General features: G+C 62.1%; 15 protein-coding genes and 2 tRNA genes. 9 read left to right on the top strand and 8 right to left on the bottom strand.

Translation table 11 applies throughout. From position 1 onward, the window contains the following. Nucleotides 1-2: 2 nt before the first annotated feature. Complete coding sequence (locus AAC077_RS00810; protein WP_339765949.1) at nt 3-683, bottom strand: DsbA family oxidoreductase; 681 nt, start codon at nt 681-683, stop codon at nt 3-5. 145 nt (nt 684-828) lie between these two features. Here AAC077_RS00810 and AAC077_RS00815 point away from each other — a divergent pair. Both AAC077_RS00815 and AAC077_RS00820 read left to right on the top strand, forming a co-directional pair. Beyond that, nucleotides 829-914 (top strand) — tRNA-Leu (locus AAC077_RS00815). Nucleotides 915-1,154: 240 nt separating this feature from the next. Then, complete coding sequence (locus AAC077_RS00820) at nt 1,155-2,054, top strand: YihY/virulence factor BrkB family protein (RefSeq protein ID WP_339765951.1); 900 nt, start codon at nt 1,155-1,157, stop codon at nt 2,052-2,054. Here AAC077_RS00820 and AAC077_RS00825 read toward each other — a convergent pair. The 7 genes from AAC077_RS00825 to AAC077_RS00855 all read right to left on the bottom strand — a co-directional run bounded on the left by AAC077_RS00825 (nt 2,051) and on the right by AAC077_RS00855 (nt 8,632). Beyond that, nucleotides 2,051-2,989: an AEC family transporter gene (locus tag AAC077_RS00825; protein WP_339765953.1), complete on the bottom strand. Its 939-nt coding sequence runs from the start codon at nt 2,987-2,989 to the stop codon at nt 2,051-2,053. The two genes, AAC077_RS00820 and AAC077_RS00825, sit on opposite strands and share 4 nt — an antisense overlap. A 66-nt stretch (nt 2,990-3,055) precedes the next feature. Then, on the bottom strand, nt 3,056-3,853 hold the full coding sequence (locus tag AAC077_RS00830) for an MBL fold metallo-hydrolase (protein WP_339765955.1): 798 nt from the start codon (nt 3,851-3,853) through the stop codon (nt 3,056-3,058). After that, a complete protein-coding gene (locus AAC077_RS00835) occupies nt 3,853-4,656 on the bottom strand; it encodes a TatD family hydrolase (RefSeq protein ID WP_339765957.1) in 804 nt (267 codons plus the stop codon). Before AAC077_RS00835 ends, AAC077_RS00830 begins: the two co-directional genes overlap by 1 nt. Before the next feature lie 8 nt (nt 4,657-4,664). Further along, nucleotides 4,665-5,795 (bottom strand): DNA polymerase III subunit delta', encoded by a 1,131-nt coding sequence (locus AAC077_RS00840; RefSeq protein WP_339765959.1) that lies wholly within the window; start codon nt 5,793-5,795, stop codon nt 4,665-4,667. A gap of 109 nt (nt 5,796-5,904) precedes the next feature. After that, nucleotides 5,905-6,552: a dTMP kinase gene (gene tmk, locus AAC077_RS00845; protein WP_339765961.1), complete on the bottom strand. Its 648-nt coding sequence runs from the start codon at nt 6,550-6,552 to the stop codon at nt 5,905-5,907. Next, complete coding sequence (locus AAC077_RS00850; protein ID WP_339767908.1) at nt 6,549-7,718, bottom strand: D-alanyl-D-alanine carboxypeptidase family protein; 1,170 nt, start codon at nt 7,716-7,718, stop codon at nt 6,549-6,551. Before AAC077_RS00850 ends, tmk begins: the two co-directional genes overlap by 4 nt. A 14-nt stretch (nt 7,719-7,732) precedes the next feature. Continuing rightward, complete coding sequence (locus AAC077_RS00855; RefSeq protein ID WP_339765963.1) at nt 7,733-8,632, bottom strand: SPOR domain-containing protein; 900 nt, start codon at nt 8,630-8,632, stop codon at nt 7,733-7,735. A gap of 216 nt (nt 8,633-8,848) precedes the next feature. On the opposite strand from AAC077_RS00855, the gene AAC077_RS00860 reads away from it, so the two are divergent. The 7 genes from AAC077_RS00860 (at nt 8,849) to AAC077_RS00890 (ending at nt 15,222) form a co-directional block, all read left to right on the top strand. Continuing rightward, nucleotides 8,849-8,938 (top strand) — tRNA-Ser (locus tag AAC077_RS00860). A gap of 330 nt (nt 8,939-9,268) precedes the next feature. After that, nucleotides 9,269-12,151 carry a monovalent cation/H+ antiporter subunit A gene (locus AAC077_RS00865; RefSeq protein ID WP_339765965.1) on the top strand — a complete coding sequence of 961 codons (2,883 nt, stop codon included), beginning with the start codon at nt 9,269-9,271 and terminating at the stop codon, nt 12,149-12,151. 1 nt (nt 12,152) lies between these two features. Further along, entirely contained in the window at nt 12,153-12,509 is a 357-nt protein-coding gene (locus AAC077_RS00870) for a Na+/H+ antiporter subunit C (RefSeq protein WP_028956614.1), read from the top strand. Further along, complete coding sequence (locus tag AAC077_RS00875; RefSeq protein ID WP_339765968.1) at nt 12,506-14,050, top strand: monovalent cation/H+ antiporter subunit D; 1,545 nt, start codon at nt 12,506-12,508, stop codon at nt 14,048-14,050. Before AAC077_RS00870 ends, AAC077_RS00875 begins: the two co-directional genes overlap by 4 nt. Before the next feature lies 1 nt (nt 14,051). Then, complete coding sequence (locus AAC077_RS00880) at nt 14,052-14,552, top strand: Na+/H+ antiporter subunit E (RefSeq protein ID WP_339765970.1); 501 nt, start codon at nt 14,052-14,054, stop codon at nt 14,550-14,552. Next, nucleotides 14,549-14,836 carry a K+/H+ antiporter subunit F gene (locus AAC077_RS00885; RefSeq protein WP_339765972.1) on the top strand — a complete coding sequence of 96 codons (288 nt, stop codon included), beginning with the start codon at nt 14,549-14,551 and terminating at the stop codon, nt 14,834-14,836. Before AAC077_RS00880 ends, AAC077_RS00885 begins: the two co-directional genes overlap by 4 nt. Then, the gene (locus AAC077_RS00890) at nt 14,833-15,222 is read left to right on the top strand and encodes a Na+/H+ antiporter subunit G (protein WP_339765974.1); all 390 of its coding nucleotides are present in this window, start codon (nt 14,833-14,835) and stop codon (nt 15,220-15,222) included. The genes AAC077_RS00885 and AAC077_RS00890 overlap by 4 nt, the downstream gene beginning before the upstream one ends. Nucleotides 15,223-15,343 lie beyond the last annotated feature (121 nt).

Genomic DNA, 15,343 nt, shown 5'->3' on the forward strand with positions numbered 1-15,343 from the left:
GTTCAGGCGGCCTCTTCCAGCGTCTGGCGCAGGATTTGCGCATAGTTTTCGGCACCTTGTGCGCCGGTGACCAGATATTTGCCGCCAAAGACCATGGAAGGCACGCCGGAAATCCCGCGCGATGTCCAGAATTTCTGCTTTTCGCGCACGCTCTCGACCAAGGCACCGCTGTCCAGCACCTCGCGCGCCGTGTCGGCGTCGATGCCCACGGAACCGGCCACGTCGATCAGCACATCGGGGTCGGACACATCGCGGTTGTCGGTGAAATGCGCCTTGAACAGCGCCAGTTTCAACGGATGTTGCAGCCCTTGCGACAGGGCAAAATCCAGCAACTGGTGCGCCTGAAACGAATTCACGATGCGGCTTTCGGGGGTAAAGTTGAAATCAAACCCCAGCGATTTGCCCAGATCCTGCAACTGCTTGCGGTTCTGCGCGGATTGTTCGGGCGAGGCGCCGTATTTCTCGGCAATATGCTCGGCGGTGTTCTGTCCTTCGGGCGGCATTTCTGGGTTCAGCTCGAACGGATGCCAACGGATGCGCGCGCCAATGCCGGTGGCGGCCAGCGCCTGTTCCAACTGGCGGTAGCCCACGATGCACCACGGACACATCACGTCCGAGACGATGTCGACGTCAACGACAGGCCCTTGCGGCGCGGCGGTATCGGGTGATGCGGGTGTGGACATTGGGTGCGATCCTTTCTGCTTTGTCTATAGGTCGTCTTTGCACCGCCGAATTGCAAGCCGCCGCCGCATGTGCGCTTGCGCGGCAAATTTACACTTCACATCTGACCGATGGCGGTCTATAGCCCGCTCACCAAGCGACTGGCGTGCGGCCGTGGCGGAATGGTAGACGCGCAGCGTTGAGGTCGCTGTGGGGTAACACCCGTGGAAGTTCGAGTCTTCTCGGCCGCACCAATCTCTCAGGTTCGAACGATGTTCGAACAGGTGCCCCAAACGCTCCCCTGTCAAAATACGTACATATCTCGGCCGATCTTGTACAAATTGCGCAAACCTCTGGCAATCCAGGTGCATCGCCATACCTGTGAGATGCCCTGATGCATTGCGCAGTGCCGCCATCACAAAACCCCACGCATGGGTTGAGGGTCGGACGTGCACAGGGCAATGTGCCAGAGTTCTTCAGCTGTAGGTTTCCGCTTGTCCCAGTCCGATACATCCACCGCCGACACACGTCCGCCCGCGCCCTATTCGTCGCGGGGGCAATGGGTGCGCATTCTGCGCCATGTCTGGGTGGACCTGGACGACAAGAACATGACGCTGATCGCGGCCGGTGTCGCGTTTTATTCGATTCTTGCGGTGTTTCCCGCCATTGCCGCGATCATCGCCATGTGGGGCATCGTGGCCGACCCCGAGGTGGTTGCGGTCGAGGTGGACAAGTTCCGCGCGGTGCTGCCGCAAGAGGTATACGACCTGATTTCGCAACAGATCGCGCAACTGACCAATGGCGACCGCGCCACGCTGACCTGGGCGTCTGGCGTATCGCTGACCCTGGCGCTGTGGACATCGCGGGCCGGGGTGGCGGCGGTGATGCGCGGGCTGAACGCGATCTACGGCCAGCCCAACCGCAGCGGGTTGTCGCATTATGTGCGGGCGATTTTGCTGACGCTGACGCTGGTGGGCGTGGCGCTGGTTGCGCTGACCTGCATGGTGCTGGCGCCGATCATCATCCGTTTTGTGCCCTTCGGGATCGCAAACAGCGGTCTGATCGAACTGTCACGCTGGGTGGTGATGATCGTGGTGCTATACGCGGGGATTTCACTGCTCTACCGCATGGGACCGGTCAAACGCGAGGCGCGGATGAAATGGTTCACCCCCGGAGCGATTTTCGCCACGCTGGGCTGGACGGCCGCATCGCTGGGCTTTTCGATCTATTTGCAGAACTTCGGCAATTATAACGAGATTTACGGCTCGATCGGGGCGGTGATCGCCTTGTTGATGTGGCTGTTCATCAGTGCCTTCCTGGTGCTGCTGGGCGGGTCGATCAACGCGCATTTCGAACGCGAACGCTGGCACCGGCGCGCGCAAGACCCGGTTTAGATATGCGTGCCCAATGCGACCAGCCACAGCCATGCGGTGATCACTGACGCGCCTGTCGCCACCAACACCGATGACGCGGCCACGCGGCGTGCACGTCCGTACATATTGGCAAAGATATAGGCATTGACCCCCGGCGCCATCGCCGCTGTCAGCACCGCAGAGCGGAAGAAGTCGGGCGAGATGTGCAGGCTTTTGCCAATGGTCCACGTGATGGCGGGATGCACCACCAGCGCAATCAGGCAAACCATTGCGATGGCCAGCTTGTCACCTTCGGGTTTGTACTGGATCAGAACACCCCCCAGCGCAAACAACGCCGCGGGCAGGGCGGCGCGCACGATCAGGTCCAGACCGTCGTTCAAAAAGCCGGGAACAGGAATGTGCATCAGGTTGACGGCAAACCCCAGCACGATTCCGATCACCAGTGCATTGCGGAACATGGCACGGGTCACGGCGCGGGCGGTCTGAAGGGGGCTTGCACCACGGTTGCGTGCGATTTCCATCACCGTGATGCCCAGGCCATAGCAAAAAGGCGAGTGGATCGCGACAATGACAAAGTTGCCGGTCAATGCCGCCGTGCCATAGGCGCTTTCGGTGATCGCAAGCCCCAGAAGCAGGGAATTCGAGAACAGGCAGCAAAAGCCGATGACGATGCTGTCTTCCAGGTCGCGTTTCAGCAGATAGAACGACACCAGCGTGCCAAGGGTGAAACAGGTCGCAGCCCCGGTGTAGAAGGCGATCAGGATGCCGGGATCGAAATTGGCCGAAAGGTCCATGCGTGCAATCGCCTGAAACAGCAGGCAGGGGATCGCAAAGCTTTGGGTGAACTTCATGACCCCGTCGATGCCCGAGATCGGAAAGGTCTTGGTCCAGACCGCGACATAGCCAAAGCCGATGACAAGGAAGACGGGCAGGATCACGTCAAGAAGGGTTTGCATATTCAGAGCCTTGGGAGGGTCGGAAAGCGGCCCTTCGGGGAGGATTTATAAGAACCAGAGAAGCGGTCAGTCGGGGAAGGTCAGCGACAGGCCGTCATAGGCAGGTTGGATGTGGTCGGGGGTCTCGTCTGCCAGCGTCTGATAGTCGAGGTCGATGTGCATGTTGGTCAGCACGGCCTGTTTGGGTTGCATCCGGTCGATCCACTCCAGCGTCTGGGCCAGATGGCTGTGGGTCGGATGGGGGTCGCGGCGCAGGGCGTCGACGATCCAGCAGTCCAGATTGTGCAAGTGGCCCCAGGACGCATCGGGAATGGTCGCCACATCGGGCAGATAGGCCACATCGGCGATGCGAAAGCCCAAGGCGTCGATGGCCCCGTGGTTGACCGAAAAGGGGGTAAAGGTGATGTCGCCCCCCGCGCCGGTCACGGTCACGTCGCCGTCGATGGTGTGCATGTCCAGAATGGGCGGATACATCGACCCCTTGGGCTGCACAAAGGCATAGTCGAACCGGTCCAGCAGCGCCGTTTGGGTTTCGGGGTCGGCCCAGACGGGCAGACGGGCGCGCATGTTGAACACGATCATGCGCAGGTCGTCGATGCCATGCACGTGGTCGGCGTGGCTGTGGGTGTAGATCACCGCATCAAGCCGTCCGACACCTGCGTCCAGCAACTGGCTGCGCAGATCGGGCGAGGTGTCGATCAGCACGGTGGTGGTGCCTGCATCTGTTGTGCGCTCGACCAGCATCGAACAGCGGCGGCGGTTGTTTTTCGGGTTGGTCGGATCGCAGGCACCCCAGTGCCCGCCCAGACGCGGCACCCCGCCCGACGAGCCGCAGCCGAGGATGGTAAAGCGCAGGTCGGCCATCAGGCGGCGACCTTGTAAGCGGCGGCTTTGGAAAACAGACGGTCAAAGTTGGCCTGAGTCTGGGCGGCGAAATCGGCGTAGTCCATGCCGAACACCTGCGCCCCGACGCGCGCGGTGTGCGCGGTATAGGCCGGCTCATTACGGCGGCCCCGATGGGGCGGCGGTGCCAGGTAGGGGGCGTCGGTTTCGACCAGAATGCGGTCCACGGGTGCGGCGGCAAAGATGTCGCGCAGCTCCTGGCTTTTGGGGAACGCGGAAATGCCCGACATGCTGAGGTAAAAGCCAAGGTCAAGGGCGGCGCGGGCCAGTTCGGGCGAGGACGAGAAACAGTGCATGACGCAGGCGTAGGCACCGTTGGCATGTTCTTCGGCCAGAATGCGGGCCATGTCGTCGTCGGCCGCGCGCGCATGGATGATCAGCGGCAGGCCGGTCTGGCGGGCGGCGGCGATGTGGATGCGCAGGCTTTGCTGCTGCACCTCGGCGCTGTCGGCGGTGTAGTGGTAATCAAGGCCGGTTTCGCCGATGCCCACGAATTTGGGATGCTGGGCCAATGCCACCAGTTCATCCACCGAGGCCATCGGCTCATCCGCCGCGCTCATCGGGTGGGTGCCTGCGGCATAGAAGACGGGGGCGTATTTCTCAGCAATCGCGCGCACTTGCGGTTCGTTCTTCAACTTGGTGCAAATGGTGACCATGCGGGTGACGCCCGCGGCGGCGGCGTCGGCGATGATCTGGTCGCGTTCGCCGTCAAAGTCGGGAAAGTCCAGGTGGCAATGGCTGTCGGTGATGTGCGGTGTCTGCATTGGGCCCTTCAGGCAAGTGCCTGTTGTTGTAGCTTGAAAAACGTATCCAACACCAGCGCGGCAGGGTCAAGGTTGACTGCCCGCCCATGTGCGGCGCGGGCGCTGACCTGCTGTTGCGTGGTCGCCCAGCCGCGTGCGGCGCGGGCGTCGGGGGCAAGGCGCGCCAGCACGGTGGATTCGTGCGGTGCGGCCTGTGTGGCGGGGGGGCTGCCGGTGGCACCGGTGCGCGCCAGACGGCCCAGAGCGATGTCGAGCAGCACGAACAAAAGATCCAGTTTGTCCGCCGCCCCGCGCTGTGCGGCGGCTTCGGCCAGTTTCAGGGTGCGGGCGCGGTCGAGGTTGGGCAATGATCCGAGGATGCCGATGATTTCGGCGTAGATTTGCAGACCGCCGGACAGCGACAGGCGCAATGCCTCGCCGACCGAGCCTGCGGACAGCTCGGCAAGTGCTGCGGTGGTGTCGCCTGTCTCGATGCCCGCCTGTGCCATCGCCTGGGCCATCTGTTCGGGGGGCAGGGTGCCCAGCCGCAGGGTGCGGCACCGCGAGCGGATCGTGGGCAGCAGCCGCGACGGCTGGTGCGAGATCAGCAGGATGGTGGCGCGGGCGGGGGGCTCTTCCAGCATTTTCAGCAGGGCGTTGGCCGCTTGGGTGTTCATGTCGTCGGCGGCGTCCACGATGACCACGCGGCGGCCGCCGTCGGCCGAGGACATCTGGAAGAACCCTGCCAGACGGCGGATGTCGTCCACGACGATCTGGTCGCGCATCCGTCCGGTTTTTTCGTTGACGGTGCGGGTGATGGATTTCAACCCCGGTTCGGCCCGGGCCGCGATGCGGCGGGCGACGGGGTGGTCGGGATCGATGTGCAAAGACGCAGGCGGGTGCGGCGCGCCGAACATGCCGCCGTCCTCGGCAGGATCTGGGGTGGCCAGCAGGAACCGCGCGATGGACCATGCCAGTGTTGCCTTGCCCACGCCGCGCGGGCCGGTGATCATCCAGGCATGATGCAGGCGCGCGCTGGCGAAGGCATCAAGAAACGCCTGCTGTGCTGCGTCCTGACCGATGAGATGCGTCGCCGCGCTGGGATGCGGGGCGCCGGGGACCTGATCGGCAGGCTGGGTATCGGGTGAGGTGGTGGCCATGGCGCAGGTCTAGCACCGTGTTGCAGGGGTTGGAATGGGGGCTATGCAACGCACTTTATTTTGGGGGCGCTGCCCCCGCGTTGCTGCGCAACGCACCCCCGGGATATTTTCAGCCAAAAGAAGACAGGTGGGTGGTGACTGTTTCGGCAACGTCCGCGGCCACCGCGTCGATGTCGCGGGCGCCGTTGATGGTGCGGAAGCGGTCGGGGAATTCCTGGGCCAGTGCCAGAAAGCCCGCGCGCATCTGGGCTTGAAGGTCGGCGCCGAAATCCTCGAAACGTTCTTCGGCGGTCTGGCGGGATTTGGCGCGGGCGTGGCCGGTCCCGGGGTCCATGTCGATCAGTACGGTCAGGTCGGGTTCGCGCCCGATCATCAGGCTGTGCAACTGGTCGACGGTGGCACGCAGGTCACCGCGTGACAGGCCCTGATACATGCGGGTGCTGTCGGCAAAGCGGTCGCAGATCACGATTTGCCCTGCGGCGAGGGCCGGGTTGATCGTGCGTTCCAGATGGTCGCGGCGGGCGGCGGTGAACAGCAAGATCTCGGTTTCGGCGGACCAGCGGTCGGGATCGCCTTGCAGGACCAGCGCGCGGATTTCTTCGGCGCCCGGCGAGCCGCCGGGTTCGCGGGTCAGGATCACATCGTGCCCCGCCGCGCGCAGATGATCGGCCAGCAGACGGGCCTGCGTGGATTTACCCGAGCCGTCGATGCCCTCGAATGTGATGAAAGTGCCGCGCGGGGCCTGCGGCTGGCTCAACTGGCGGCCCCGGTTTCTTCTTCGGGGCCACGGTTCAGCCGTTCCAGCAGGATCAGGGCCACGGCGCTGACCTTGGCCATGAAGCCGGCGGGGGCAACCGTGGTTTCGGCCACCAGCGGGACGCGGGTTTCGGGCAGGCCCTCGGGCTGAATCACCAGTTCGGCCAGTGTGTCGCCTGCGGTCACGGGTGCCTTGATCGGACCTGTGTAGACGACCTCGGCCTTGATGTCGTCACCGGCCAGAACCGGCAGCAGAACGTTCAGATCCTGATCCAGCGTCAGGCCGACGGTTTTCGACTGGCCCATCCAGACGTCGGCCTGCGCGATGCGCTGGCCGGCCTTGCCCAAAGGGCGCTGGGCAAACTGGCGGAAGGCCCAGTTAACCACGGCTTCGGCCTCTTCGGCGCGGGCCTCGGCCGAGGGCATGCCGGACAGCACGAAGATGATGCGACGGTCGTCTTGCACGGCCGAGCCGACAAGGCCGTAGCCGGCCTCCTGGGTGTGGCCCGTTTTCAGCCCGTCCGCGCCGATGCCAAGACCCAGCAGAGGGTTGCGGTTAAAGCGGTTCGACGCCTCGTTGGCATCAAAGAGGTACTCTTTTTCAGCAAACAGCGGGTAATACTGCGGGAAATCGGTGATGATGCGGCGCGCCAACAGGGCCAGATCGCGCATCGACATCAGGTGGCCTGCTTGCGGCCAGCCGTTCGAGTTGGCGAAGGTCGAGTTTGTCATGCCCATTTTCTGCGCGCGCTGTGTCATCAGGCGGGCAAAGCCTGCCTCGGTGCCATCGGGGCTGAGCGCCTCGGCGATGACTGCACAGGCGTCGTTGCCCGACAGCACGATGATGCCGCGCAGCAGGCTTTCGACCGGCACCCGTTCGCCCGCTTTCAGAAACAGGGTGGACCCGGCATAATTCATTGCGTGTTGCGACACGGGCAATTCTTCGTTCAGGGTCAGACGGCCGTCACCCAGGGCCTCGAAGGCCATGTACAGCGTCATCAGCTTGGACATCGACGCAGGCGGCAGCGGCTGGTCCGCGTTCTTGGTCAGCAGGACCGTGCCGGTGGTGTGGTCGATCACAAAGGCCGAGCTGGCGCGGGTGTCAAAGGCCAGCGCGGGCAGGGCGGTGAGGATCAGCGCAAGGGCGGCAGCAAGGGTGCGGATCATCATTGGGGTGTCCTTCAGTTGGTCACGGCGTAGGCGTCAGAGAAGCCCTGTTCCTTGATCTTGGCAAGGAGCTGTTTGCGTTCGGATGCGGTTACGGCGGGGCCTACGACCACACGCCAGAATGTTTTGCCATTGGCTTCGAATGTTTTGACCTGCGGCACAACGCCTGCGCCGCGCATCTGGTTTGCGGTGCGTTCGGCGTTGGCCTCGACCGAGAAGATGCCGATCTGGACATAGGGCTTGTCCAGCGACGACGTGCGTGGTTTCGCGGCAGGTTGCGGTGCCGGGGTCGGGGGCGCTGCGGCAGCGGTGGGCGTGGCCGGATCGTCCAGCGCGGTTTCGGCGACCGCGACGGGATCAAGCGGTGTCGCGGCAACATCCGAGGCTGCGGGCAGGGCGGCACCATCAGCCGCGGCTTCGGCAGGGCCGTCCTCGGTGATCTCTTCCTTGCGCAGGGCGGTCACGTTCAGTTCGACCGGTGCACCGGCCAGCATACCCAGCGAGGTTGCCGCATCGGATGACACCTGAAGCCGTGGTCCGGGGATGTCACGTTCGCGGCGGAACAGGGCGCCGACGACGAACTGGCCGTTGGCCTGGTTGCGGATGATCACCCGCTCGGGGTCCTTCACGTCAGGGTGCGCGACCCAGACACCGCCCAGCGATGGCCGCCCGTCCCATAGTCCCGGTTCGGTGGCGGAAAACACGTCGGGCGCTTCGATGTCACGCTCGACCGTCTTGCGGGTGCGTTTGGTGGCGCTGACCTGTTCGCTGCCCTGCGCCTTGATGCCCAGACCTTGTCCCAGGCTGAACTGCCCGCCTTCGTCGCATCCGGCCAGCAAGGCCAGCGTGCAGGTGGCGGCAATCAAGCCTTTGGTGGAATTGGAAATTTGTGTAGAGAAGACTGCCCAAGTCATCGTCATCAAGTCCTTGCCTGTCTCCGGCACCCCAGTGGGCCGGTGCGCCCGGAACGGCACGCGTGATGGCCCCTCTGTCGGGGGCGTTGGGCGCACTCTAGCGCGTGTGAGCCGGTGTGAAAAGCGCGCGCTGGGCCGATCGGCAATATTCCCCGCGCACGAGGAGGAAAATCGCGGTTTGCCGAATCGCGGAAGCCGCATTATTGGACCCCAGTCGGAGGAGTGGCAGAGTGGTCGAATGCACCGGTCTTGAAAACCGACGAGGGTGAAAGTCCTCCGTGGGTTCGAATCCCACCTCCTCCGCCACCTTTTTCATTTTCAGTGGATTGGCCGGCTTTCGGGTGGTCTTGCGCGCGCAGTTTATCGTTCGTGGCGCCAGCTCACCTCTGCTCGTCCGTCCTCTCGCGATGCGGCGGCGCAACAGGGGCGCAACAGTTATAGAGTATGGCAACTGCACAGCACCCGCTTCTGCCCAGGAACCACGGCGTTTCTTGTTAAGTGCGAAGGTGCGACTTTATGTCTGGAATGACCGGAACAACTTGAGAATCTTGAAGTCTTGAGGTTGTTAACCTTGTGGCTGCGGGAAATTAATTCATAATCGGTGGGCTGGATTTTTCGTAGGGATTAGGAGTTCTTTTGTCTCTGTTCTTTATCGTCGCTTTACCATTCCTGGGTGCGTTGCTTCCTGGATTGATGAACTCTGCCGGACGGTCGGCCACGGCGGGCGTCACGTTCACCGTGACGCTGGCGGCTTTTGTGGGTCTGCTGACCAACCTGCCTGCTGTGCTTGCGGGCAATGTGGTGATGGCGCGGGTCGACTGGATGCCGCTGCTGGGGCTTAACTTTTCGTTGATGCTGGACGGGCTGGGCTTTTTCTTTGCCCTGCTGATCCTTGGCATTGGCCTGTTGATCATTGCCTATGCGCGCCACTATCTCAGCCGCGACGACAATGTGGGGCAGTTCTTCACCTATCTGCTGCTGTTCCAAGGCGCGATGGTGGGCATTGTCATGAGCGACAACATCCTGCTTTTGCTGGTTTTCTGGGAACTGACGTCGCTGTCGTCCTTCCTGTTGATCGGATATTGGAAACACCTGCCCGAAGGGCGTCAGGGCGCGCGCATGGCGTTGACGGTCACCGGCATGGGTGGGCTTGCGATGATCGGTGGCATGTTGATGCTGGGCCAGATCGTCGGCAGCTATGACCTGAGCGTGATCTTGCAGAACCGCGAGTTGATACAGGCCGATCCGCTGTACGTCCCTGCGCTGGTGTTGATTCTGCTGGGCGCGTTCACCAAGTCGGCGCAGTTCCCGTTCCATTTCTGGTTGCCGCACGCGATGGCGGCGCCGACGCCTGTGTCGGCCTATCTGCACTCGGCCACGATGGTAAAGGCGGGCATCTTCCTGATGGCACGCATGTGGCCGGTGCTGTCGGGCACGCCTGAGTGGTTTGCGATCGTCACCACGGCGGGACTGATCACGATGGTTCTGGGCGCGGTGATTGCGCTGTTCAAACATGATCTGAAGGCGCTGTTGGCGTTTTCGACGGTCAGCCATCTGGGCCTGATCACCATGCTGCTGGGCACAGGCACCGCGTTTGGCGCGATGGCCGCGGTTTTTCATATTCTCAACCACGCGACGTTCAAGGCGGCGTTGTTCATGTCTGCGGGCATTATTGATCACGAGGCGCACACGCGCGACATTCGCCGTTTGGGTGGGTTGCGCAGGTTGATGCCCGTGACCTTTGGCATTGCCAGTCTGGCGGCACTTTCGATGGCGGGAATTCCGTTGCTGAACGGGTTCCTGTCCAAGGAAATGATGCTGGAAGAAGCGCACCACACTGTCCTGTTTGGCAGCCCCATGCTGGTGCCGGTGCTGGCAACGGTGGGGTCGTTGTTCTCTGCCGCCTATTGCTTCCGGTTGATCGGGCACGTGTTCTTTGGCCCCGTGCGCGACGACTATCCGGCCAAGCCGCATGACCCCAACACCGGCCTTTGGCTGCCGCCTGCTGTGCTGGTTGTTCTGGTGGTGGCAATTGGCGTGGCGCCGTTCCTGGCCGAACCCTTCGTGAAGCTGGTGACGGCATCGGTTCTGGGCGACGCGGCAGCGGTTCCGACCGCGCATTTCAAGATCTGGCATGGTCTTGTGCCTGCGCTGTACATGTCGCTGATCGCCATTGCGGGCGGTTTGCTGATGCTGGCGCTGTTCAAGCCGGCGCTGTTCGTCTGGGACAAGGCACCGCGCCCCGAGGCCAAAGTCATCTTCGAGGCCATCGTCGAGGCGGTCGCGAAGCTGGCGCGCGAGGTCATCCACGCGTCGCACAACGGTGCGTTTTCGCGCTATGCGGCAATTGCCTTGGTGGTCATGGTCGCTGTCGGGTATCACGCATGGTCCACCGGTACGGTCGGACCCGATACACGCGCAGTGCAATATGCACCGCCTGTGTTCATCGCGGCCTGGCTGATGCTGGCGGCGGCCACGGCGGGATTGGTCCTGTTGCACCGCAACCGGCTGCTGTCGCTGATCCTGATCGGCATCGTGGGTCTGATGGTGTCCATCGGCTTTGTGTTCTTCAGCGCGCCCGACCTGGCGATGACGCAATTCACCGTCGAAGTTGTCACCATCATCCTGTTGCTGCTGGCCCTGAATTTCCTGCCCAAGACCACACCCGTGGAAAGCACTGTGTTGCGCCGCGTGCGTGACACAGGTGTGGCGGTGCTGGGGGGGCTGGCGACGTTCGGGCTGTCCTATCACTATTTGCTGCGCGACGCGGTCAGCACGCCGATTTCGGAATTCCACCTTGCCAATGCCTACAAGGGCGGCGGCGGTACGAATGTCGTGAACGTCATTCTTGTCGATTTCCGTGGTTTTGACACCTATGGCGAGATCATCGTGTTGGGCATCGCTGCGCTGCTGATCTATGCGATGACCGAAACGCTGCTGGACGGTCCGGTGCGGGCGCGATTGTTGAACCGCAAACCCGATCAGTCGCGGTCGGGCAACAAGCATCCGATGATGATGGTCGTGCTGACGCGGGTCATCATGCCGGTTGTTCTTATGGTCGGCTTCTACATCTTCTTGCGCGGCCACAACGAACCGGGTGGTGGATTTATCGCGGGCCTGATCGTGTCCATTGGCGTCGTCATGCAGTATATGGCCAGCGGCTTTGGCTGGGCGTCGGCGCGGTTGCGGTATCCCTATCACGGGGTGATCGGGGCGGGCGTTCTGATTGCGGGGCTGACCGGCATCGGGTCATGGTTCTTTGGCAAGCCCTTCCTGACTTCGGATTTCACCTATGTCCGCATTCCACCGTTCGAAAAATTCGAACTGGCCACTGCTGCGCTGTTTGATCTGGGTGTGTTTCTGGCCGTTGTCGGCGCTGTGATGCTGTCGCTGGAAAGCTTCTCGCGGCTGGCGCGGCTGGCCGGATACCATGACAGCGACGAACCCATGGACATTGATCCCTTGCGCGACGACACCAAAGCTGCGGGACTTGCCGCCGCCGAAAAGAAGGGAGTGTAACATGGAGTTTCTTGTTGCATCCGCCATTGGCATCCTGACCGCCGGGGGCATCTACCTGACTTTGCGGCTGCGGACCTTTCCCGTGATTCTGGGGGTGTCGCTGCTGACCTATGCGGTGAACGTTTTCCTGTTTGCTTCAGGCCGATTGACAGTGGGGGCGCCGCCGATCCTGCAAGACGGGGTCAGCACCTATACCGACCCGCTGCCGCAGGCCCTGGTGCTGACGGCGATTGTTATTTCCTTCGGCATGACGGCTGTTGTCGTGATGATCGGCCTTGGCGCGTTTCTGGGGTCGGATGACGATCATGTGGACGACCAGCCCCAAACCGATGAAGACCGTTCGGAGGGCGCATCATGAACCATTGGATCGCTGCACCCATTATCCTGCCCGCCCTTGTCGCGCCCTTTATCGTGCTGGCCGCACGCTATCACATCGGCATTCAGCGGGTGCTGTCCGTGGCGGGCGTTCTTGGCCTGATCGCCGTTGCTTTCGGCCTGGCCCTTCAGGCATTCGACGGCACCATCACACTGTATCAAATGAGCGACTGGGCCGCGCCCTTCGGCATTGTGCTGGTCGCTGACCGCCTTTCCACGATGATGGTGCTGCTGACGGCGGTCCTGGCGCTGTTTGTGCTGCTTTATGCCATCGGATCGGGCTGGGACAATCGCGGCTGGCACTTTCACGCGCTGTACCAGTTCCAGCTTATGGGCATCATGGGCGCGTTCCTGACGGGCGACCTGTTCAACCTGTTCGTGTTTTTCGAGGTGCTGCTGATCGCGTCCTACGGTCTGATGATCCACGCAGGCGGCAATGCGCGACTGAAGGCAGGTGTGCAATATGTGCTGTTCAACCTGATCGGCTCGACCCTGTTCCTGTTCGCCTTGGGGTCGATCTATGCCGAAACGGGTACGCTGAACATGGCCGACCTGGCAAACCGCGTGGCGCAAATCGGCCCCGAGGCGACGGTGGGCATTCGGGTCGCTGCCGTGCTGCTGTTGCTGGTCTTTGCGATCAAGGCGGCGGTGGTGCCGTTGCACTTTTGGCTGCCATCCAGCTATGCCGAAGCGCCGGCCCCGGTGGCCGCGCTGTTCGCGATCATGACCAAGGTGGGCGCCTATGCGATCATCCGCGTCTATACGATGATCTTTCCGCCCGATCTGGCGGCGACGGCCGGATTGCATGGCTATTGGCTGATGCCCGCGGCACTGGTGTCGCTGGCCATCGGGATGACCGGCGTGCTTGCGGCCAAACATCTGGACCGGCTTGTGGCGTTTTCGGTGATCGGGTCGATGGGTATGGTGATGGTGTCGATTGCGCTGTTCACCCCCGCCGGTATCGCGGCGGCGTTGTACTATATCGTGCATTCGACGCTGGCCGGTGCCGCGCTGTTCCTGATCGCTGACCTTGTCCGCACGGGGCGGGGCAGTCTGACGCTGACACCGCAGCCTGTTCTTGCGGGCAACGCGCTGACGGCTGCGCTGTTCTTTGTCGGGGCCATTGCGATGGCCGGACTGCCGCCGCTGTCGGGTTTTCTGGGCAAGTTGCTGGTGCTGAATGCCAGCTATGACAGCCCCCAGATGGTCTGGATCTGGGCGGTTGTGCTTGGATCAAGCCTGATCAGCATTGTCGGGTTCTCGCGCGCAGGCAGCATTCTGTTCTGGAAGGCGCATTCCGTCACCCCCGAGCCAGAGGCCGAAGCGCTGGCGCGACCTCATGCGCTGTCCTATGTGGCGGTTGGCGGTCTGGTGACGCTTTTGGTCGCGCATACCGTTTTTGCAGGGCCCGTGCACAGCTACACCACGACGATGGCCGCGCAACTGTTCGCACCGCAGCCCTATATCTCGACGGTGGTGGACACGCCCGGCAAGTTGAGCACCCCCAAAACGGGAGACCACTGATATGTCCCGCGTCTATAACTGGCTTTTGCCGCACCCGCTTTTGACGCTGCTGCTGGCGGTTGTCTGGACCCTGCTGCAAAATGACATTTCGGCCGGCATGGTGGTGTTCGGCATTATCCTGGGGATCATCATCCCGCGGATGACCTCGATCTGGTGGCCTGATCTGCCGCAAGGGTTTCACATCGGCAAGATGTTCAGCTATTGCCTGATTGTGATGTGGGACATTCTGGTGGCCAACATTCAGGTCGCTTGGGTTGTTCTGTCGGTTCCGAACGCCAAGCTCAAGCCTGCGTGGATTGCCGTGCCGCTGAACCTGCGCCAGCCCGAGGCGATTACCTTGCTTGCAGGGACGATCACCCTGACCCCTGGTACCGTGTCCTGCGACCTGTCCAGCGATGGCCACAGCCTGCTGGTGCATGTGCTGCACACCCATGACCCCGACGCCGTTCTGGAAGACATCAAGATCCGCTACGAACGCCGGCTGGAGGAGATTTTTATATGATTGCTGCTGCGGATTTACTGAATTTTGCGCTGATCGTCACCTTTGTGACACTGGCCTTGGGGCAGATCCTGTCGATGGTGCGGTTGGTGATTGGCCCGACCCAGGGTGACCGCATCCTGGCGCTTGACACGATGGTTATCAACGCGTTGGGGTTGGTCGTTTTGCTGGGCATCTATCAAGGTGTGCAGATCTACTTTGAGGTCGCGTTGCTGATTGCGATGCTGGGTTTTGTCTCGACCGTGGCACTTGCGCGGTTCATCTTGCGGGGGGACATCATCGAATGAGCCTTGAGATTATCGGTACATATGCGGTGGCGCTGCTCTTGCTGATCGGGTCGGGGTTTGTTGCCGTCGGCGTGATTGGTCTGCTGAAGTTCAACGACCCGATGACGCGCCTGCACGCCCCGACAAAGGTGGGCACGGTCGGCATCGGCGCATTGCTTTTGGCATCAATGCTGTATTCCTTCGTGCAAGGTGAACGATCGCTGCACGAGATGCTGATCATGGCATTTTTGTTCGTAACCGCCCCGATTTCCGCGCATTTCATTGCAAAGGTGAACATTCACCAGCGGACCTGCGAAACCCCGCCGGCCCCGCCGAAAGATGCGATGTGGTCGACACTGAACGTCACAGAAGAAGACCGCGAGATCGCGCCGCAAGAGAAAGACTGACCACCTTGCAGCGTTCAATATCAATGCCTTCTCGGCGCATCTGGCGCCGGATTTTGCGCACGCCTGGACGTTGAAGCCTCAGGCAAATCCGGCGCGGGTCAATGTGAGCATGGTCGTTGAT

The sequence above is a fragment of the uncultured Pseudosulfitobacter sp. genome (assembly GCF_963976325.1).
Lineage (GTDB): Bacteria > Pseudomonadota > Alphaproteobacteria > Rhodobacterales > Rhodobacteraceae > Pseudosulfitobacter.